The following is a 20,841-nucleotide window of genomic DNA, read 5'->3' as shown; positions in this document are numbered from 1 at the left end:
ACTGCAGTTGGATTGGGTGTCGATGCTTTATGAAATGATGGTGGTGGGGGAAGGATGACTCCGCGCTGCGCGCTTCGCCCTTCGGGTCGTTGCCTGCGGCAACGCTTTCTCGCTGACGCTCGAATCGAACCTTAATCGAAGCTTCTCATCCTTCCCGCATGGGCAGAATATAGTGCAATAAGGTTTGATTTTGCTGAAGTGCGACAGGGAAATGATGGTGGTGGGGGAAGGATTCGAACCTTCGAAGTCGATGACGGCAGATTTACAGTCTGCTCCCTTTGGCCGCTCGGGAACCCCACCAGGGGTATACTAATTTTTGWGAATYTACAGGAATGAATGGTGGTGGGGGAAGGATTCGAACCTTCGAAGTCGATGACGGCAGATTTACAGTCTGCTCCCTTTGGCCGCTCGGGAACCCCACCACAGGGTATATTCATTATGCTGCTCGCATTCTATAGCGGGAAGGATTATTCGGAGCTAAAGCTCCTCACCCTTCGGGCCGTTGCCTGCGGCAACGTTCTCTCACTATCGCTCGAGTCGAACCTTGAAGTCGATGACGGCAGATTTGCAGTCAGCTCCCTTATGATCGCTCGGGAACCCCACCACGGGGTAATGCTTATTACTGGCCTGCTTCTGTTGGAAGCGGGGCGCATCATAACAGATGATGCGCCCCTGTAAAGTATTCCGTTGATAAAAAAGAACTGGTTGCCTGATTTTTACGCGTAAAGATGTAAAGGTAACCAATTAAATTATCAATCGATTACAGAATGATCGTTCGGTTACCGTAAACAAATACGCGTTGAGCCAGAACCTGATACAGCGCGCGACTTAATACATTTTTTTCAACGTCACGGCCGGCACGCATCATGTCTTCCGCGGTGTAGGTGTGATCAACATGAATTACGTCCTGCATAATGATAGGGCCTTCATCGAGGTTATCATTCACATAGTGGGCCGTTGCGCCAATGATCTTCACCCCGCGCTCGTAAGCCTGGTGGTATGGGCGAGCGCCAATAAATGCCGGCAGGAATGAATGGTGAATATTGATAATCTTATTCGGGAAGCGTGAAACAAAGGTCGGCGTCAGTACGCGCATGTATTTTGCCAGCACGACATAATCAGGTTGGTGCGCGTCGATAGCATCGGCCATTTTCTGGTCGTGTTCGTCACGGGTTAAACCTTCGTGACTGACCAGTTCAAACGGAATATCAAAGCGCTCAACCAAAGGACGCAGCGTCTCGTGGTTGCCGATCACCGCAGCGATTTCAACATCCAGCCCGCCATAATTGGCCTTCATTAACAGATCGCCCAGACAATGCGCTTCCTTGGTGACCAAAATAACGATACGGCGGCGTCCTGCCGGCGTTAATTCACGGATGGAACCATCTGGTAAGGCGCTATCAAGATCGGCAAGCAGCGTGACATCATTAAAAATGCCCTCCAGCTCGGTACGCATAAAAAAGCGCCCGGTACGGTGGTCCACGAACTCATTATTCTGCACGATATTCAGTTCATGCTTGTAACAGATATTTGTAATGCGCGCGATCAGACCTTTTTGGTCCGGGCAAATAGTACGCAGCACTTTTCGTTGTAATGAATGCATTTGCAGCGGTGATCCTATTGAGAATGTTTGCAAAATTGATACTGTCGGGCGTTGATTAGCCGCAGCACTTCTTAAATTTTTTACCTGAGCCACAAGGGCAGGTGTCGTTTCGTCCAATTTGAGGGCGTGTACCGTCTATATAGTACCACTGACCGTTTTCTTTTAAAAAACGAGAGCGTTCGATAATTGCGCCAGTTTTTCCCTGTTCAGAAAACCGCGCGACAAAACTGACGTAGCCAATATTTTCTGAATCTGCCGTGTGTTGCTCAAAAACGGTCAGTCCCAGCCATTCGGTATGCGTAAATCCTGCGATAATGTCGTCACGAAACGCAGCGGCATGGCAGTCCGGATGCCAGGTCTTGATAAGGTAATCTGCGTCTTTCATCACAAAAGCGCAGTAACGAGAACGCATGAGGTGTGACGGCGTAGGTGCTACTTGCGCGCCGGACACATAACGGTAGCAACATAGGCTATACTCGACAGCGCTACCACAGGGACAAAGCTGAGACACAAAGTACTCCCTGGAATAAAAAAACGGCGTAAAAACGCCAGGGTGGCACTATGTTAACTGAGCGGTAGCGATGTTGCTACGTCTGCAAGCCAGGGGAAGTTTGTACGTACAATGAGAAAAATTAAAATTGGGCTGGCGCTAGGTTCCGGCGCGGCGCGCGGCTGGTCGCATATCGGCGTGATTAAAGCCCTTAAGCATATGGGGATTGATGTTGATATTGTGGCAGGGTGCTCCATTGGTTCGCTGGTTGGCGCTGCCTACGCCTGCAATAAGTTGCCTGCACTCGAACAGTGGGTTTGTTCATTCAGTTATTGGGACGTCTTACGCCTGATGGATCTCTCCTGGCGCAGGGGAGGACTACTGCGCGGAGAACGTGTGTTCAACCAGTACCGTAATGTCATGCCGGTAGAAGCGATTGAACAATGCACACGCCGTTTCGCAACTGTTGCAACCAATTTAAGTACGGGTCGGGAACTCTGGTTCACCGAAGGTGATTTGCACCTGGCTGTCCGGGCATCCTGCAGTATTCCTGGTCTGATGTCCCCTGTAGCGCATAATGGCTACTGGTTGGTCGATGGCGCGGTGGTGAATCCCGTCCCCGTTTCCCTGACGCGTGCGCTGGGCGCCGATATCGTTATTGCGGTCGACCTGCAACACGATGCGCACCTCATGCAGCAAGATTTACTCTCCTTCAACGTCAGTAGCGATGCTGAATCAGGCGATGGCGCTGACGAACTCTCATGGCATGGCCGTCTGAAAGAGCGTCTGAGCAACATTACGGCGAGGCGGACAGTGACCGCGCCGACGGCGATGGAGATCATGACAACCTCTATTCAGGTTCTGGAAAATCGTCTGAAACGTAACCGTATGGCTGGTGACCCGCCTGATATCCTGATTCAGCCGTTTTGTCCGCAAATATCCACGCTGGATTTCCACCGCGCCAGTGCAGCAATTGCTGCCGGGCAGTTGGCGGTTGAGAAGAAAATGGATGAGCTTCTACCTCTGGTGAAGACCAACGTCTAGGCATTTTTTATCAATACTTAAGTTAAATCTGACAGGCGTGAGTAGCAATAGCATGCCACTATTTATTAAAGCCAGTCAGGGGGGAGAATATGACGCAGCCATTGGTCGGAAAACAGATTCTTATCGTTGAGGATGAGCCGGTATTCCGCTCACTCATGGACTCATGGTTTTCCTCTTTGGGAGCGACAACGGCGGTGGCCGGCGATGGGCTTGAAGCACTGGATTTACTTGGCCATTTTACGCCTGACTTGATGATCTGCGACCTGGCAATGCCACGAATGAACGGTCTTAAACTGGTTGAGTATTTACGCAATCGGGGCGATCAAACGCCAATACTGGTGATTTCAGCGACGGAAAACATGTCTGATATAGCCAAAGCGCTGCGACTCGGTGTGGACGACGTTCTTCTGAAACCGGTGAAGGATCTTAATCGTCTGCGAGAAACGGTTTTTGCGTGCCTGTATCCCAATATGTTCAATTCGCGGGTTGAAGAAGAAGAGCGGCTGTTTCGCGACTGGGATGCCATGGTGGACGATCCTGCCGCTGCAGCAAAGCTGTTGCAGGAGCTACAGCCTCCTGTATCGCAAGTGATTTCACAATGTCGCATAAACTATCGGCAATTGGTTGCCGCCGATCAACCGGGACTGGTGCTGGATATTGCGCCGCTGTCGGATCACGACCTTGCTTTTTATTGTCTGGATGTCACGCGGGCAGGGGATAATGGCGTGCTGGCCGCATTATTACTGCGAGCCCTATTTAACGGTTTGCTGCAGGAGCAACTGACGCAACAAAATCAGCGGCTGCCAGAGTTAGGGGCATTATTGAAACAGGTGAACCATTTGCTGCGTCAGGCTAATTTACCCGGCCAGTTTCCCTTGCTGGTAGGGTATTACCACAGCGGGTTAAAAAACCTGATTCTGGTATCAGCAGGACTGAATGCGACATTAAATACCGGTTCCCATCAGGTACAAATCAGCAATGGCGTACCGCTGGGAACGCTTGGCAATACCTATCTTAATCAGTTGAGCCAGCGCTGTGAGTCATGGCAGTGCCAAATTTGGGGGGCGGGTGGTCGCCTGCGCCTGATGTTGTCTGCGGAATGAACAATTGAGCGAGGGAGGAATGAAATTGCTTCACCTCCCTCATGCTGCGAGTGCTACTATCAGCGCCAGATTTATTCGTATTTGTCTTAATTATACCGACGTGCGTCCTTTTCAGACCAGAGGCTTACCGCTGTACTGATATACTTGGATGCGATACAGATTGATGAACACGTTCAATACATGAACAGTCCAGGAGAGTTTTAAATGGCTGCTATTAATTCAAAAGTCAAAAAGGCCGTTATCCCGGTTGCGGGATTAGGAACCAGGATGTTACCGGCTACGAAGGCAATCCCGAAAGAGATGCTACCGTTGGTTGATAAGCCATTAATTCAGTACGTGGTAAACGAATGTATTGCTGCGGGTATCACTGAAATTGTACTTGTAACTCACTCGTCTAAAAATTCCATTGAAAACCACTTCGATACCAGCTTTGAGTTAGAAGCTATGCTGGAAAAACGTGTAAAACGTCAGCTGCTGGAAGAAGTGCAATCTATTTGTCCGCCGCATGTCACTATTATGCAGGTACGTCAGGGGCTGGCTAAAGGTCTGGGTCACGCAGTATTGTGCGCGCACCCGGTTGTTGGCGATGAACCGGTTGCGGTTATTCTGCCAGACGTAATTCTGGATGAATATGAATCAGATTTATCCCGTGAAAACCTCGCCGAAATGATTCATCGTTTTGATGAAACCGGCAGCAGCCAGATTATGGTCGAGCCCGTAGAAGATGTCACCGCTTATGGCGTAGTGGATTGTAAAGGCGTTGAATTAGCGCCGGGCGAAAGCGTGCCGATGGTTGGCGTTGTTGAAAAGCCGAAAGCGAATGTTGCGCCATCTAATTTGGCGGTCGTGGGCCGCTATGTTCTCAGTGCGGATATCTGGCCTCTGCTGGCAAAAACGCCTCCGGGAGCGGGTGACGAAATTCAGCTCACTGACGCTATCGATATGCTGATTGAAAAAGAAACGGTTGAAGCCTATCACATGAAGGGCAAAAGCCATGACTGTGGTAATAAGCTGGGCTATATGCAGGCGTTCGTTGAATATGGTATTCGCCATAATACCCTCGGCGCTGAATTTAAAGCCTGGCTGGAAGAAGAGATGGGTATTAAGAAGTAACCGCCAGTAATTATCAGGTCAGAGCGGCGCTGTTAATCCAGCGCCGTTTTTTTTATACCTAATCCGGGTAGGGGCCATGCGAAGTACAGGTAAAAAAAATCCCGCCAGTGGCGGGATTTTAAGCAAACCATTTCTGAATTATTCCTTGATCAGGAAATCGTCCAGTTGTTTACCTTGTTCTTCCATCGCTTTTTTGATCACAGCCGGTGTACGACCCTGGCCAGTCCAGGTTTTAGTTTCACCGTTTTCGTCAACATAGCTATATTTAGCCGGACGCGCAGCGCGTTTAGCTTTGGTGCCAGATTTAACAGCAGCCATGCTATTCAGCAGCTCGTTCGGATCAATACCGTCAGCAATCAGCATTTCACGATATTGTTGCAGTTTACGAGTACGTTCTTCAACTTCAGCAGCGGCAGCGCTTTCTTCTTCACGACGCTCGCTAACTACAACTTCTAATTTTTCCAGCATTTCTTCAAGCGTTTCCAGAGTACATTCTCTTGCCTGCGCACGAAGAGTACGGATGTTGTTCAGAATTTTAAGTGCTTCGCTCATTGTAGTAATCTCAAACTTATATTGGGGGTGGTTTGTTGAGCTAATAATAGAGCGATAATTTCAGTTGTGCAATAGCCAGGAATGTAAGGAATTCAAAATTGCGCTTTATTTAGTATCAGAATTAATTCCTCTGTCTTAAATTCTCCGTGATGTTGGGCATAAAAAAGGCTTATTGGCGGGGGGGCTTCTCAACGGTTGAGAGTAAAAATTCAAGATTCAGGTCACATTTTATCGTGTTCAAATAGTATCACTTTGCAGTGATTTCAACCTTTTGTATTAGTTTTGCTTACGTGAATTCGCTATTACATGGCGGCGGTGGGGCGATTCAATAACAATAAGGGAACGGTTTCTTAATTGTCGACCCTTGATAAGCGAGGCCGATCAATTTCATGAGCACTATTTGTGAAAGAATGTGTATATACGGTTCAGCCCCAGCCTGTTTGGGTTAAGACGTCGCGCTATCATACTCCCAGCCATAAAGAGCACCTGCATTCTCTGGTTATTAAGGCGGCGCTGAGCGAGTCGGTACGCTTCTTTATACGTCTTTCGGGACAACGCTGCACCGACATGTTCGTGAAATATGCTACAATCCCGCCCATATTTATTTCCCCAGATGAGGGCCTACGGTCAATGGCACAGCTATATTTTTACTATTCTGCAATGAATGCCGGTAAGTCGACTGCATTGCTGCAATCTTCGTACAATTATCAGGAACGTGGAATGCGCGCTGTAGTATATACAGCGGAAATTGATGACCGTTTTGGCACTGGAAAAGTAAGTTCACGTATAGGTCTGTCGTCACCTGCAAAATTGTTTAACCAAAATTCATCATTGTTCGAAGAGATTCGCGCCGACAATGCGCAGCAAAGAATTCACTGTGTACTGGTTGATGAGTCTCAGTTTCTGACGCGACAACAGGTTTATGAATTATCTGAAGTTGTCGATCGGCTGGATATTCCCGTGTTGTGTTACGGTTTACGCACCGATTTTCGTGGTGAGCTATTCTGCGGCAGTGAATACCTGCTTGCGTGGTCAGATAAGCTGGTTGAATTAAAAACTATTTGCTTCTGTGGCCGTAAGGCCAGCATGGTGCTACGTCTTGATCAGGCCGGAAGACCTTTTAACGAAGGCGAGCAGGTGGTTATAGGCGGAAACGAGCGCTATGTGTCGGTATGCCGTAAGCATTATAAGCAAGCGCAGTCTGAAGGCTCTCTGACGGCAATACAAGAACGACACAGCCACGATTAACCCTATGCGCTTCTGGGCGCTTATAAACACAGGGTAGGCCACAACCATTCATGCGTGTCTCTACCCTGTCACACGCTCTTCTGACGCCATCCTGGCTTCCTCCCTGCAAGTAATCTTCACCAGGCCATATCTCACAAGTGGTTGAGTCAGGGATTACCTGATTTTGGTCGTGTAAGGTGCAAAAAAAACGGTCCCGAAAAGGGACCGTTTATAGTCAGACTTAAACTTTTCTGAAGGAATTAAGCGGATTTCTTCGCTTTTTTCTCAGCTTTCGGTGCAGCTACTGCTTCAGCCTTAGCGGTGGTTTCACCTTCGCTGTACTCACGGCCGTAGTAGGTATCCAGCAGAATCTGCTTCAGCTCAGCAATCAGCGGATAACGCGGGTTAGCACCAGTACACTGGTCGTCAAACGCATCTTCAGACAGTTTGTCAACGTGTGCCAGGAAGTCAGCTTCCTGCACGCCAGCTTCACGGATAGACTTAGGAATACCCAGTTCAGCTTTGATTTCGTCCAGCCAGCCCAGCAGTTTCTGGATTTTCGCGGCAGTACGGTCGCCCGGTGCGCTCAGACCCAGGTGGTCGGCGATTTCAGCATAGCGACGACGCGCCTGCGGACGGTCGTACTGGCTGAATGCTGTCTGTTTGGTCGGGTTGTCGTTCGCGTTGTAACGAATAACGTTGCTGATCAGCAGGGCGTTCGCCAAACCGTGAGGAATGTGGAACTGAGAACCCAGCTTGTGCGCCATGGAGTGACATACACCCAGGAAGGCGTTCGCAAACGCGATACCGGCGATGGTCGCTGCACTGTGTACACGCTCACGGGCTACCGGGTTCTTGGAACCTTCGTGGTAGGACGCTGGCAGGTTTTCTTTCAGCAGTTTCAGCGCCTGCAGAGCCTGACCGTCAGAGAACTCAGAAGCCAGTACGGAAACGTAAGCTTCCAGAGCGTGAGTAACGGCATCCAGACCACCGAACGCACACAGGGACTTCGGCATATCCATCACCAGGTTGGCATCGACAATCGCCATATCCGGGGTCAGGGCGTAGTCAGCCAGCGGATATTTCTGACCGGTTGCATCGTCGGTCACAACCGCAAACGGTGTTACTTCAGAACCGGTACCGGAAGTGGTGGTGACGGCGATCATTTTCGCTTTCACGCCCATTTTCGGGAACTTGTAGATACGTTTACGGATATCCATAAAGCGCAGCGCCAGTTCTTCAAAGTGGGTTTCCGGGTGTTCGTACATAACCCACATAATTTTTGCGGCGTCCATCGGGGAACCACCACCCAGCGCGATAATCACGTCTGGTTTGAAGGAGTTAGCCAGCTCAGCGCCTTTACGAACAACGGTCAGAGTCGGGTCAGCTTCAACTTCAAAGAACACTTCGGTTTCAACGCCAGCCGCTTTCAGAACAGAGGTGATCTGGTCAGCATAGCCATTGTTAAACAGGAAGCGGTCGGTCACGATCAGCGCACGTTTGTGACCATCAGTAATCACTTCATCCAGCGCGATAGGCAGAGAGCCACGACGGAAGTAGATAGATTTCGGAAGTTTGTGCCACAACATGTTTTCAGCTCGCTTAGCAACGGTTTTCTTGTTGATCAGGTGCTTAGGACCAACGTTTTCAGAGATGGAGTTACCACCCCAGGAACCACAACCCAGAGTCAGGGAAGGTGCGAGTTTGAAGTTGTACAGGTCACCGATACCACCCTGAGAAGCAGGGGTGTTGATCAGGATACGCGCGGTTTTCATCATCTGACCGAAGTAAGCAACGCGTTCTGGCTGGTTATCCTGGTCGGTGTACAGGCAAGAGGTATGACCGATACCGCCCATCGCAACCAGTTTTTCAGCTTTGTCCACTGCGTCTTCGAAGTCTTTCGCACGATACATAGCCAGCGTCGGAGACAGTTTTTCGTGAGCAAACGGTTCGCTTTCGTCAACAACCTTAACTTCACCAATCAGAATCTTAGTGGTTTCTGGTACGGAGAAGCCTGCCAGTTCAGCAATTTTGTAGGCTGGCTGACCAACGATAGCGGCGTTCAGCGCGCCATTTTTCAGGATAACGTCCTGAACAGCTTTCAGCTCTTTGCCCTGCAGCAGGTAGCCGCCGTGAGTGGCGAAACGCTCACGTACTGCGTCGTATACAGAGTCAACCACGACAACAGACTGTTCAGAAGCACAGATTACGCCGTTATCGAAGGTTTTAGACATCAGAACAGATGCAACAGCACGTTTGATATCAGCGGTTTCGTCGATAACAACAGGGGTGTTACCTGCGCCTACGCCGATTGCCGGTTTACCGGAGCTGTATGCCGCTTTAACCATGCCTGGACCACCGGTCGCAAGGATCAGGTTGATGTCCGGGTGGTGCATCAGCGCGTTAGACAGTTCTACGGAAGGTTGATCGATCCAGCCGATCAAGTCTTTCGGCGCGCCAGCAGCGATTGCCGCCTGCAGAACGATGTCAGCAGCTTTGTTAGTGGCATCTTTAGCACGCGGATGCGGAGAGAAGATGATGGCGTTACGGGTCTTCAGGCTGATCAGAGATTTGAAGATAGCAGTAGAAGTCGGGTTAGTGGTTGGAACGATACCGCAGATGATACCAATCGGTTCAGCAATAGTAATGGTACCGAAAGTGTCGTCTTCAGACAGCACTCCACAGGTTTTTTCATCTTTGTAAGCGTTGTAAATGTATTCAGAAGCAAAGTGGTTTTTAATCACTTTATCTTCGACAATGCCCATGCCAGATTCGGCAACGGCCATTTTCGCGAGAGGGATTCGAGCGTCTGCGGCAGCCAGAGCGGCGGCGCGGAAGATTTTGTCAACCTGTTCTTGAGTGAAACTGGCATATTCACGCTGGGCTTTTTTTACGCGCTCTACAAGTGCGTTAAGTTCAGCGACATTAGTAACAGCCATAATGCTCTCCTGATAATGTTAAACTTTTTTAGTAAATCATCTGCTCGATACGAGAGTATAGACAGACCGACGAAAATTTGTGTAACGGTTTGAAAATCAAACGGTTAATTAACGTCCACTTTACCTTGATTTACTAAAAGAGCTTATACGCAAGCGCCAGATAACTTTTACGCTTTACCTCCAGGGGACGTAAGCAAGGTTACTCACTTCTGAGTAGTAATTGCGTGATCTGGATCAAAATTTCGCAAAGCTGACACCTTTCAGCAGGCCATTTTAGCGTTTCTCGGTAAGTGTTAAAAAATTGAAGTGATGAATGCTAATCACATTAGCATATTTAATACATATTAATAACACTAAGTATTAGTAGCGTATTTACGTAGATATACGCAGATAGAAGGTGAAGTATGCTGACAAAAGGCGTATCTTCAGCGCGGATTTTTCCAATTTTTATGACTCATTTTATCCGGCTAACGCTTCGGAGCTAACCGTGATCCAAACGCTATTTGATTTTCCTGTTTATTTTAAATTTTTTATTGGGTTATTTGCCCTGGTTAACCCGGTAGGGATCATCCCGGTCTTTATCAGTATGACCAGCTACCAAACTGCGGCTGCGCGAAACAAAACCAATCTCACGGCAAACCTGTCGGTCGCTATCATCCTGTGGACTTCGCTGTTCCTGGGCGACGGTATCCTGCAACTTTTCGGTATCTCTATAGATTCGTTCAGGATTGCCGGCGGTATTCTGGTTGTGACTATCGCGATGTCGATGATTAGTGGCAAACTTGGCGAAGATAAGCAGAACAAACAGGAAAAATCAGAAACCGCCATTCGTGAAAGCATTGGCGTGGTGCCGTTGGCATTGCCCCTGATGGCGGGACCGGGGGCAATTAGCTCGACCATCGTTTGGGGGACGCGTTACCACAGTGCGATTAATCTGTTTGGCTTTTTTATCGCGATTGCGTTGTTTGCCTTGTGTTGTTGGGGGCTGTTTCGCATGGCGCCGTGGTTAGTGCGCTTGCTGGGGCAAACGGGAATCAACGTCATTACGCGTATTATGGGGCTGTTACTCATGGCTTTAGGGATTGAATTCATTGTTACTGGTATCAAATCCATTTTCCCCGGTTTGCTTGCCTGATATTCCTTCTTCACTATAAACGGAGCCGCTGTTGGCTCCGTTTCCTTTCATTATCAGTAAAACTTCTCACTAAAGTTGATAATCAGCATAACAATAATGAAAAATGCTGATGGTTAACGATTCAGTTATTCATTGATTTTATGGATATAACCCTCAGCGCTGCGTCAGAGGAAGCACGATATTGCTGTTATTTTATTAACATCATACTCTGGGGCTTGCTGTGGGATTATCGAAATGTTATTAGTTATTTCAGCGTTTTTTTTAGATGAATGTGCTAATTAATAATCAATTGTTAAATTTATGTGCATTTTGGCATGGTGTTGATACCGGACAGGGGCGTCAACTATGCCCATCAGGCAATTCATTGATTGTTAATGTTTTATTGCCATGAATTTTCATTCGCAAGCCTTTGCCAGTGAGATTTATTTCTAATAAAAGAGAATTGGTTAACAAATTTGTAAAATGTATTGGCGATGAAGAAACGCATTTGGTACTTTCCGGCCAGGTATTTTGCAGAAGAATTGACGTTGATGAGAATGATTTTCACTTGGTTTCTCTCAACAGGGTAATAGCGTGTTTCCGGCAGGGGAGACACGTAGATAATCGACGCAAGGCGGTCGTACGAATCGCCAGAATAAATAAAGTCGGTGATAGCAAGCAGTAAAACAATAAACCACCTGACGGCAGAAAATCTCCGGTGCCGTACAGGGATCCTGACAGGATTAACAGTCTGGTTAAAAAACCAGCCATAATAATGAGGGAGTACAAACACAATGACGAACATCACTAAAAAAAGTTTAGTAGCTGCGGGGATCCTCACTGCGCTAATCGCTGGAAATGTGGCCACGGCGGCAGTTGTGCCAGCGGGTGTGCAGCTTGCTGAAAAGCAGACTCTGGTGCGTAATAACGGTTCGGAAGTTCAGTCTCTCGATCCACATAAAATCGAAGGGGTGCCGGAATCCAACATTAACCGGGACCTGTTTGAAGGTTTATTAATCAGCGATGTCGATGGCAAACCATCGCCGGGCGTGGCTGAGAAATGGGACAATAAAGATTTTAAAGTCTGGACGTTCCATCTGCGTAAAGATGCTAAATGGTCTGACGGTACACCTGTTACCGCGCAAGATTTTGTGTACAGCTGGCAACGTTTGGCTAACCCAAATACTGCCTCACCGTACGCCAGTTATTTGCAGTACGGTCATATCGTCAATATTGATGACATCATCGCCGGTAAAAAGCCAGTCACCGATCTCGGTGTGAAAGCGATTGATGATCATACTTTTGAAGTAACCCTGAGCGAACCTGTTCCTTATTTCTACAAACTGCTCGTGCACTCTTCCGTTTCACCGGTTCCTAAAGCCGCCGTTGAAAAATACGGCGATAAGTGGACTCAGCCCGCCAACATTGTCACTAACGGTGCGTATAAACTGAAGGACTGGGTGGTTAACGAGCGCATTGTGCTTGAGCGTAATACCAACTACTGGGACAACGCCAAAACCGTTATTAACCAGGTGACCTACCTGCCAATTTCTTCTGAAGTAACTGACGTTAACCGCTATCGCAGCGGTGAAATCGACATGACCTATAACAACATGCCGATCGAGTTATTCCAGAAACTGAAAAAAGAGATCCCGAACGAAGTTCACGTTGACCCGTATCTGTGCACCTATTATTACGAAATCAACAACCAGAAAGCACCGTTCAACGATGTTCGTGTTCGTACCGCTCTGAAGCTGGCGATGGATCGTGACATCATCGTCAACAAAGTGAAAAACCAGGGCGACCTGCCTGCCTATAGCTTTACCCCTCCTTACACCGATGGCGCGAAACTGGTCGAGCCAGAGTGGTTCAAATGGTCACAGGAAAAACGTAATGAAGAAGCGAAGAAACTGCTGGCTGAAGCCGGTTATACCGCTGAAAAACCGTTGACCTTTGATCTGCTGTATAACACCTCAGACCTGCACAAGAAACTGGCTATCGCCGCGGCATCTATCTGGAAGAAAAATCTGGGCGCTAACGTCAAGCTGGAAAACCAGGAGTGGAAAACATTCCTCGATACGCGTCATCAGGGCAACTATGATGTTTCACGTGCGGGCTGGTGCGCGGATTACAACGAACCAACTTCCTTCCTGAATATGGTGCTGTCCGACAGCTCCAACAACACGGTTCACTATAAGAGCCCTGCATTTGACAAGCTGATTGCAGATACACTGAAAGTGACAGATGAAGCGCAGCGCAGTGAGTTGTATTCGAAAGCGGAGCAGCAACTGGATAAAGATTCTGCGATTGTACCGGTTTATTACTATGTTAACGCCCGCCTGGTGAAACCATGGGTTGGCGGATACTCCGGTAAAGACCCGATGGATAATATCCATGTGAAAGACTTGTATATTATCAAGCATTAATGGCAAGACGTGGGGCAATCAATTTTGCCCCACAGTGTCTTTTTTCATCGCACTATTCACACCTCTTCGAATGAAAAGGGGGATACCCTAAATAATTCGAGCTGCAGGAAGGCGGCGACGCAACGAATCCCCGGAAGCTTACGAGTAGTAAGTGACCGGGGTGAGTGAGAAAGCCAACGCACCTGCGACTGGAAGAATGACGGGTATAAAGGCACACGCCGGAAGGTACGGGTTATGTTGAAATTTATATTACGTCGCTGTCTGGAAGCGATTCCGACGCTGTTTATTCTTATTACGATTTCATTCTTTATGATGCGCCTTGCACCGGGAAGCCCATTCACCGGGGAACGCGCATTGCCGCCAGAAGTGCTGGCTAATATAGAAGCGAAATATCATCTCAACGATCCCATCTCCACACAGTATTTCAGCTACCTGAAACAACTGGCGCATGGCGATTTTGGGCCATCCTTTAAATATAAAGATTACACGGTTAACGACCTTGTCGCTTCAAGTTTTCCGGTGTCAGCGAAGCTTGGCGCAGCGGCCTTTATTCTGGCGGTGCTCGTCGGCGTTAGCGCAGGGGTGATCGCCGCGCTGAAGCAAAATACGCGCTGGGACTACACGGTAATGGGGGTCGCGATGACCGGGGTGGTTATCCCCAGTTTCGTCGTTGCTCCCTTATTGGTCATGATATTCGCCATAACGTTGAAATGGCTGCCCGGCGGTGGCTGGAACGGCGGGGCGTTGAAATTTATGATCCTGCCGATGGTGGCGTTATCGCTCGCCTATATCGCCAGTATTGCCCGTATTACCCGCGGCTCAATGATTGAAGTGCTGCACTCAAACTTTATTCGTACCGCGCGCGCCAAAGGGCTGCCGATGCGGCGGATTATTTTCCGCCATGCGTTAAAACCTGCGCTGCTACCCGTGCTGTCTTATATGGGACCGGCATTTGTCGGCATAATCACTGGTTCAATGGTCATTGAAACCATCTATGGTTTGCCGGGCATTGGGCAACTGTTCGTCAATGGCGCCTTAAATCGCGATTATTCGCTGGTCCTGAGTCTGACCATTCTGGTCGGTACGCTGACTATCGTGTTTAACGCGATTGTCGATGTGCTGTATGCCGTTATCGATCCGAAGATTCGTTACTGATACTGGAGCTCGCTATGATGTTAAGTAAGAAAAACAGCGAGGCGCTGGAGAATTTCAGTGAAAAGCTGGAGGTCGAAGGTCGCAGCCTGTGGCAGGACGCGCGTCGCCGATTTATGCATAACCGCGCGGCGGTGGCAAGCCTGGTGGTGCTGGTGATTATTGCGCTGTTTGTGACGCTGGCGCCAATGCTGTCGCAGTTTACCTACTTTGATACCGACTGGGGAATGATGTCCAGCGCGCCGGATATGGAGTCCGGGCACTACTTCGGCACCGACTCATCGGGTCGCGATCTGCTGGTGCGTGTGGCGATTGGCGGGCGCATCTCGCTGATGGTTGGCATTGCCGCCGCGTTGGTGGCGGTCGTGGTTGGCACGCTGTATGGTTCTTTGTCGGGTTATCTCGGCGGTAAAATCGACTCGGTAATGATGCGCCTGCTGGAAATCCTCAACTCCTTCCCGTTCATGTTCTTCGTGATCCTGCTGGTGACCTTCTTTGGACAAAACATCCTGCTGATTTTTGTCGCTATCGGAATGGTTTCCTGGCTGGATATGGCGCGTATCGTGCGTGGACAAACGCTGAGTCTGAAGCGCAAAGAGTTTATTGAGGCGGCGCAAGTCGGCGGGGTGTCTACCGTGCGCATCGTTATCCGTCATATTGTGCCAAACGTATTGGGGGTTGTGGTGGTCTACGCCTCGTTGCTGGTACCCAGCATGATCCTGTTTGAGTCTTTCCTGAGTTTTCTGGGATTAGGGACGCAGGAGCCGTTAAGTAGCTGGGGCGCATTGCTGAGTGATGGCGCCAACTCAATGGAAGTATCGCCATGGCTGTTGCTGTTCCCGGCCGGTTTCCTGGTGGTTACTTTGTTCTGTTTTAACTTTATTGGCGATGGCCTGCGTGATGCCCTCGACCCGAAAGACCGTTAAGGAGCGCCGCCATGAGCGTAATTGAGACCGCAACCGCGCCGCTCGCGCAACAACAGGCTAACGCACTGCTGAACGTTAAGGATTTGCGCGTGACGTTTGCCACCCCCGATGGCGATGTTACTGCAGTAAACGATTTAAACTTTTCCCTGCGAGCCGGAGAAACGTTGGGTATTGTGGGTGAGTCCGGTTCGGGCAAATCGCAAACCGCGTTTGCCCTGATGGGGCTGCTGGCGGCGAATGGCCGTATCGGAGGTTCCGCTACGTTTAACGGGCGTGAAATATTGAATTTACCGGAGCACGAGCTGAACAAACTGCGCGCCGAGCAAATCTCAATGATTTTTCAGGATCCGATGACCTCTCTGAATCCGTACATGCGGGTCGGAGAGCAACTGATGGAAGTTCTCATGCTGCACAAAGGCATGAGTAAAGCAGAAGCGTTTGAAGAGTCAGTAAAAATGCTGGATGCGGTGAAAATGCCGGAAGCGCGCAAGCGCATGAAAATGTATCCGCATGAATTCTCTGGCGGAATGCGTCAGCGCGTAATGATCGCCATGGCGCTGCTGTGCAGACCAAAATTATTGATCGCCGATGAGCCGACTACCGCGCTCGATGTTACGGTACAGGCGCAAATTATGACGCTGCTGAATGAACTGAAAAGTGAATTTAACACCGCAATTATCATGATCACCCACGATCTGGGGGTTGTCGCCGGTATTTGTGACAAAGTGCTGGTGATGTACGCCGGACGAACCATGGAATATGGCAGTGCACGGGATGTCTTTTATAAGCCCGTTCATCCGTATTCAATTGGTTTGCTGAATGCCGTACCGCGTCTGGACGCCGAAGGGGAAGAGATGTTGACTATCCCGGGCAACCCGCCGAACCTGCTGCGTCTGCCAAAAGGCTGTCCGTTCCAGCCGCGCTGCCCGCATGCGATGGAAATCTGTAGCAGTGCCCCACCACTGGAGGAATTTAGTCCGGGCCGTCTGCGCGCCTGCTTTAAACCGGTGGAGGAACTGGTATGAATACGGTCACCGAACAACGAAAAGTACTCCTTGAAATTGCCGATCTCAAAGTCCATTTCGACATTAAGGATGGTAAGCAGTGGTTCTGGCAACCGTCGAAATCCCTGAAAGCGGTTGATGGCGTCACCCTGCGATTGTATGAAGGTGAAACCCTTGGCGTGGTGGGGGAATCCGGCTGCGGAAAATCGACCTTTGCCCGGGCGATTATCGGTCTGGTGAAAGCCACTGATGGAAAGGTCGCCTGGCTGGGGAAAGATTTGTTGGGTATGAAACCTGATGAATGGCGGGAGGTGCGCAGTGATATCCAGATGATTTTCCAGGATCCGCTGGCGTCATTAAACCCGCGTATGACCATTGGTGAAATTATTGCCGAGCCGCTGCGGACTTATCATCCGAAACTGCCGGGGCAGGAAGTCCGTGACCGCGTGAAGGCAATGATGATGAAGGTTGGGTTGCTGCCAAACCTGATTAACCGTTACCCGCATGAGTTTTCCGGCGGCCAATGTCAGCGTATCGGTATTGCCCGCGCGCTGATTCTCGAACCGAAACTGATTATCTGTGATGAACCGGTTTCTGCGCTGGACGTATCCATTCAGGCCCAGGTCGTCAACCTCCTGCAGCAGCTACAGCGTGAAATGGGGCTGTCATTAATTTTCATTGCCCACGACCTGGCGGTGGTTAAGCATATCTCCGATCGCGTACTGGTGATGTATCTCGGACACGCAGTGGAATTAGGCACCTATGACGAGGTGTACCATAATCCGCTGCACCCCTATACCAAAGCGCTAATGTCTGCTGTGCCGATCCCCGATCCGGATATGGAAAGGAACAAAGTTATCCAGTTGCTGGAAGGCGAGTTGCCGTCGCCGATTAATCCTCCTTCGGGCTGTGTGTTCCGTACGCGCTGCCCGATTGCCGGACCAGAGTGTGCAAAAACACGCCCGGTTCTAGAAGGCAGTTTTCGACACGCCGTTTCCTGCCTGAAAGTAGACCCGCTATAATCGTGAGGGCTGACAAAGGTCAGCCCTTCTTTTTGGTGAGGTATTTGTGTCTGGCTTAGTTTCTTCTGTTCGCCGTACGCTTTATCGTACATTATTTGATTTAGACACACGCTCGGGGCGCCGTTTTGAAGGTATGTGCGCACTGTTCGCGCTGCTCAGCGTGATTGTTATCTTCGTTGAGTCCGGGGTCGGGACGCAATACCATTTGACCTTTGAGGAGTGGCGCGTATTTGTCTGGCTGGAAGTCTTTATCACTCTGGTCTTTACTCTCGAATATCTGTTGCGATTATGCTGCTGGGCTAATCCCGCTAAATATGTATTTAGCTTCTGGGGGATTATTGATCTTGCCACCATTCTGCCACTGTATGTGATGTGGTTATGGCCGGAAATCAGTCTGAGTTATGTTTTCGCCTGGCGGGCGATGCGTGTCCTGCGTGTACTGCGAATTCTCAAACTGCTGCGCTTTATGCCTTCTCTGCGTATATTTTGGAGCGCAATAAAAAGCGCGCGTCATCAGCTAATCTTGTTCTATTCATTTATTGCCATTCTGATGATTGTATTCGGCGCGCTAATGTATCTGATTGAAGGACCCAAATATGGTTTTAGTACGCTGAATGCATCAGTGTATTGGGCCATCGTCACGGTAACCACCGTCGGCTATGGCGATATCACGCCCCACACGCCGCTCGGGCGCATGGTAGCGTCAGTGCTGATTTTGATCGGTTATTCCGTGATTGCGATCCCGACAGGTTTGATAACGACGCATATGAGCAGTGCGTTCCAGCATCGGCAGAATCAGCGTAAATGTCCGCAGTGTCAGCAAAGTCAGCATGAGCACAGCGCGCAGTTTTGTAACCGGTGCGGAAGCAAATTACCGGGCTAAAAGAAAAAAAGCTGCGAGAGCAGCTTTTTTTAATTATTCGCGCCAGAGAATGTGGCAGAGCTTGTGATCTTTTTCGCGACACAACAGAACGCGGGCAAAAATGTCGTTAATCTCGCTGTCTTCTGTATCTGCCAGACCAATCACCACTTCGGCAAAGAAGTCAGGATTCAGGTCAAAATCGACGTGTTCCTGCCAGTCCTCTGCCGGGTCAAATAATTCTGCACCGCCGCGCTCTTCAAACTGCAAATTGAACAGAATGATATCTGCCGGATCGAGGTTGTCCGCAGCCAGTTCGAGAAAAATATCGTAAGCCTGCTCAAGCGTTTCGTCTTCGGTCAGGCGGTTGTTCAAATCCATATCCATAATGACTACCTGTTTACTGTCTGTTTGGCACGTTTTACAGCAACGGGCTAAAGAAGTAAAACAGTCGCTCGGCAATCCGCTGCCAGAGTGGTCGTTTTACCCACAAACGAGCGTCAAGAAGGCGTGAACGAGAAATATAATCATCCTGCACTGCGGCGAGGTCGCCCCCGAATCCTGCGTCATCAATAACCAGCGTGATTTCAAAATTCAGCCACAAACTGCGCATATCCAGGTTAACGGTACCGACCAGGCTCAGTTCGCCATCAACCAGTACGCTCTTGGTGTGCAGCAAGCCGCCTTCGAACTGATATATTTTGACGCCCGCAGCCAGCAGTTCGGTGAAAAATGCCCGGCTTGCCCAGCCAACCAGCAGAGAATCATTCTTACGCGGAAGAATGATACTGACGTCGACCCCACGCTGTGCGGCCGTACAGATCGCATGCAGTAAATCATCGCTGGGGACGAAATAGGGCGTGGTCATAATTAAATATTCACGCGCCGAATAAGCAGCAGTTAATAGCGCCTGATGGATCAAATCTTCAGGGAAACCTGGTCCCGACGCGATAGTGTGAATGGTGTGACCGCTGGCCTGCTCAAACGGCATGATATTGACATCCGGCGGCGGGGGTAAAATGCGTTTCCCGGTTTCAATTTCCCAGTCGCAGGAATAGACGATGCCCATCGCGGTGGCAACAGGTCCTTCCATTCTCGCCATTAAATCGACCCATTGACCCACGCCCGCATCCTGCTTAAAGAAGCGCGGGTCGACCATGTTCATGCTGCCGGTATAAGCAATATAGTTGTCGATCATCACCATCTTACGGTGTTGGCGCAGGTCCATCCGGCGCAAAAACACACGCATCAGGTTAACCTTGAGGGCTTCGACGACTTCAATACCCGCGTTACGCATCATCGCCGCCCACGGGCTGCGGAAGAATGCCACGCTGCCCGCAGAGTCCAGCATCAGGCGGCAGTGAACGCCTCTTCTGGCGGCCGCCATTAACGACTCGGCAACCTGATCGGCCATACCTCCCGGTTGCCAGATGTAGAACACCATCTCGATATTATGACGCGCCAGTTGAATATCACGGATCAGCGCCTGCATCACGTCATCGGAACTGGTGAGCAGTTGCAGTTGATTCCCCTTAACGCCGGCGATTCCCTGACGACGCTCGCACAGCTTAAATAATGAAGAAGCAACGCTGCTGTTTTCCTGTGCGAAAATATGTTCACAGGCTTTGAGGTCGTTCAGCCATTTGGCCGTGGAAGGCCACATTGCCCGGGCGCGTTCGGCGCGGCGTTTACCCAGGTGGAGTTCACCGAAGGACAGATAAGCTATGATCCCTACCAATGGCAGTATATAGATGATCAACAGCCATGCCATTGCGGAGGGCACTGCGCGTCGCTTCATTAGAATGCGTAATGTGACGCCAGCAATGAGTACCCAGTAACCCAGAATGACCAGCCAACTCACCACGGTGTAGAAGGTTGTCATAAATTTAAAAATCCTTTTGAAAGCGTATTGTTAAGAGTTTACGCATCAGGATAAATCTGGCAAATAAAAACACGGGAAAACCACTGGCCTGCATTCGGTGTGGCGTTATAATGGCCGCTCAGTGACTGGAAGAGTAGTTAACATGAAGCGTAGTAGAACGGAAGTGGGACGCTGGCGGATGCAGCGTCAGGCTAGCCGCCGTAAAGCACGTTGGCTTGAAGGACAATCGCGTCGTAACATGCGTATCCATAGCATCAGAAAGTGTATTCTGAATCATCAACGTAACTCGTTGCTGTTTGCAATCCACAGTATCTGATCTCAAAAGGGCACCGCTGGTGGTGCCCAATGTCTGCTTTCGTTCTGTTTTTAAAATACTTTCTTGTAT

Annotated in this window: 18 protein-coding genes, 2 tRNA genes and 2 other RNA genes; 12 read left to right on the top strand and 10 right to left on the bottom strand. The window is 49.6% G+C overall.

The window, feature by feature from the left end; translation table 11 throughout:
- Positions 1–38: 38 nt before the first annotated feature.
- From JSN25_RS17310 to JSN25_RS17285, 6 genes are all read right to left on the bottom strand, one after another.
- Positions 39–170: non-coding RNA, RtT sRNA (locus JSN25_RS17310), on the bottom strand.
- 45 nt (positions 171–215) lie between these two features.
- Positions 216–300 (bottom strand) — tRNA-Tyr (locus JSN25_RS17305).
- Between the two features lie 37 nt (positions 301–337).
- Positions 338–422 (bottom strand) — tRNA-Tyr (locus tag JSN25_RS17300).
- A 28-nt stretch (positions 423–450) separates the two neighbouring features.
- A non-coding RNA gene (locus JSN25_RS17295) (RtT sRNA) lies at positions 451–592 on the bottom strand.
- Between the two features lie 168 nt (positions 593–760).
- Positions 761–1,603, bottom strand: a complete 843-nt coding sequence (gene purU / locus JSN25_RS17290; protein ID WP_006684274.1) for a formyltetrahydrofolate deformylase — start codon at positions 1,601–1,603, stop codon at positions 761–763.
- A 55-nt stretch (positions 1,604–1,658) separates the two neighbouring features.
- On the bottom strand, positions 1,659–2,114 hold the full coding sequence (locus JSN25_RS17285) for a YchJ family protein (protein ID WP_038641113.1): 456 nt from the start codon (positions 2,112–2,114) through the stop codon (positions 1,659–1,661).
- A 111-nt stretch (positions 2,115–2,225) separates the two neighbouring features.
- Between JSN25_RS17285 and rssA the strand changes: the two genes are divergently transcribed.
- The 3 genes from rssA to galU all read left to right on the top strand — a co-directional run bounded on the left by rssA (position 2,226) and on the right by galU (position 5,353).
- Positions 2,226–3,137 carry a patatin-like phospholipase RssA gene (gene rssA / locus JSN25_RS17280; RefSeq protein WP_069324649.1) on the top strand — a complete coding sequence of 304 codons (912 nt, stop codon included), beginning with the start codon at positions 2,226–2,228 and terminating at the stop codon, positions 3,135–3,137.
- A gap of 89 nt (positions 3,138–3,226) precedes the next feature.
- The gene (gene rssB / locus JSN25_RS17275; RefSeq protein WP_038641109.1) at positions 3,227–4,240 is read left to right on the top strand and encodes a two-component system response regulator RssB; all 1,014 of its coding nucleotides are present in this window, start codon (positions 3,227–3,229) and stop codon (positions 4,238–4,240) included.
- 204 nt (positions 4,241–4,444) lie between these two features.
- Positions 4,445–5,353: a UTP--glucose-1-phosphate uridylyltransferase GalU gene (gene galU, locus JSN25_RS17270; RefSeq protein WP_038641107.1), complete on the top strand. Its 909-nt coding sequence runs from the start codon at positions 4,445–4,447 to the stop codon at positions 5,351–5,353.
- 138 nt (positions 5,354–5,491) lie between these two features.
- On the opposite strand, the gene hns is transcribed toward galU, so the two are convergent.
- Complete coding sequence (hns, locus tag JSN25_RS17265; protein ID WP_003020723.1) at positions 5,492–5,905, bottom strand: histone-like nucleoid-structuring protein H-NS; 414 nt, start codon at positions 5,903–5,905, stop codon at positions 5,492–5,494.
- 630 nt (positions 5,906–6,535) lie between these two features.
- Between hns and tdk the strand changes: the two genes are divergently transcribed.
- The gene (tdk, locus tag JSN25_RS17260; RefSeq protein ID WP_038641106.1) at positions 6,536–7,153 is read left to right on the top strand and encodes a thymidine kinase; all 618 of its coding nucleotides are present in this window, start codon (positions 6,536–6,538) and stop codon (positions 7,151–7,153) included.
- Positions 7,154–7,392: 239 nt separating this feature from the next.
- On the opposite strand, the gene adhE is transcribed toward tdk, so the two are convergent.
- Positions 7,393–10,071: a bifunctional acetaldehyde-CoA/alcohol dehydrogenase gene (gene adhE, locus JSN25_RS17255; RefSeq protein WP_038641104.1), complete on the bottom strand. Its 2,679-nt coding sequence runs from the start codon at positions 10,069–10,071 to the stop codon at positions 7,393–7,395.
- A 487-nt stretch (positions 10,072–10,558) separates the two neighbouring features.
- Between adhE and ychE the strand changes: the two genes are divergently transcribed.
- From ychE to JSN25_RS17220, 7 genes are all read left to right on the top strand, one after another.
- Positions 10,559–11,206, top strand: coding sequence for an NAAT family transporter YchE (ychE, locus tag JSN25_RS17250; protein ID WP_038643209.1), 648 nt, complete (start codon positions 10,559–10,561; stop codon positions 11,204–11,206).
- A 773-nt stretch (positions 11,207–11,979) separates the two neighbouring features.
- Positions 11,980–13,611: an oligopeptide ABC transporter substrate-binding protein OppA gene (gene oppA, locus JSN25_RS17245; RefSeq protein WP_069324647.1), complete on the top strand. Its 1,632-nt coding sequence runs from the start codon at positions 11,980–11,982 to the stop codon at positions 13,609–13,611.
- Positions 13,612–13,845: 234 nt separating this feature from the next.
- Complete coding sequence (gene oppB, locus JSN25_RS17240; RefSeq protein ID WP_003020708.1) at positions 13,846–14,766, top strand: oligopeptide ABC transporter permease OppB; 921 nt, start codon at positions 13,846–13,848, stop codon at positions 14,764–14,766.
- 14 nt (positions 14,767–14,780) lie between these two features.
- Positions 14,781–15,689, top strand: coding sequence for an oligopeptide ABC transporter permease OppC (oppC, locus tag JSN25_RS17235; protein ID WP_008784950.1), 909 nt, complete (start codon positions 14,781–14,783; stop codon positions 15,687–15,689).
- An 11-nt stretch (positions 15,690–15,700) separates the two neighbouring features.
- Entirely contained in the window at positions 15,701–16,714 is a 1,014-nt protein-coding gene (gene oppD / locus JSN25_RS17230) for a murein tripeptide/oligopeptide ABC transporter ATP-binding protein OppD (protein ID WP_038641097.1), read from the top strand.
- Positions 16,711–17,715, top strand: coding sequence for a murein tripeptide/oligopeptide ABC transporter ATP-binding protein OppF (gene oppF / locus JSN25_RS17225; RefSeq protein ID WP_006684288.1), 1,005 nt, complete (start codon positions 16,711–16,713; stop codon positions 17,713–17,715). The genes oppD and oppF overlap by 4 nt, the downstream gene beginning before the upstream one ends.
- Positions 17,716–17,761: 46 nt before the next feature.
- The gene (locus tag JSN25_RS17220) at positions 17,762–18,598 is read left to right on the top strand and encodes an ion transporter (RefSeq protein WP_038641095.1); all 837 of its coding nucleotides are present in this window, start codon (positions 17,762–17,764) and stop codon (positions 18,596–18,598) included.
- 33 nt (positions 18,599–18,631) lie between these two features.
- Here JSN25_RS17220 and JSN25_RS17215 read toward each other — a convergent pair whose 3' ends face one another.
- Together JSN25_RS17215 and cls are read right to left on the bottom strand one after the other, a co-directional pair.
- Entirely contained in the window at positions 18,632–18,961 is a 330-nt protein-coding gene (locus JSN25_RS17215; protein WP_204525176.1) for an HI1450 family dsDNA-mimic protein, read from the bottom strand.
- 34 nt (positions 18,962–18,995) lie between these two features.
- Positions 18,996–20,456 (bottom strand): cardiolipin synthase, encoded by a 1,461-nt coding sequence (cls, locus tag JSN25_RS17210; RefSeq protein ID WP_038641094.1) that lies wholly within the window; start codon positions 20,454–20,456, stop codon positions 18,996–18,998.
- Positions 20,457–20,598: 142 nt separating this feature from the next.
- Between cls and JSN25_RS17205 the strand changes: the two genes are divergently transcribed.
- The gene (locus JSN25_RS17205; RefSeq protein WP_087856120.1) at positions 20,599–20,772 is read left to right on the top strand and encodes a YciY family protein; all 174 of its coding nucleotides are present in this window, start codon (positions 20,599–20,601) and stop codon (positions 20,770–20,772) included.
- Positions 20,773–20,841: the final 69 nt, after the last annotated feature.

The organism is Citrobacter cronae, assembly GCF_016893685.1.
In the GTDB taxonomy this organism is placed as follows: domain Bacteria; phylum Pseudomonadota; class Gammaproteobacteria; order Enterobacterales; family Enterobacteriaceae; genus Citrobacter; species Citrobacter werkmanii.
Note: the sequence above shows the minus strand (reverse complement) of the source record. Positions and strands in the feature narration are given on the sequence as shown.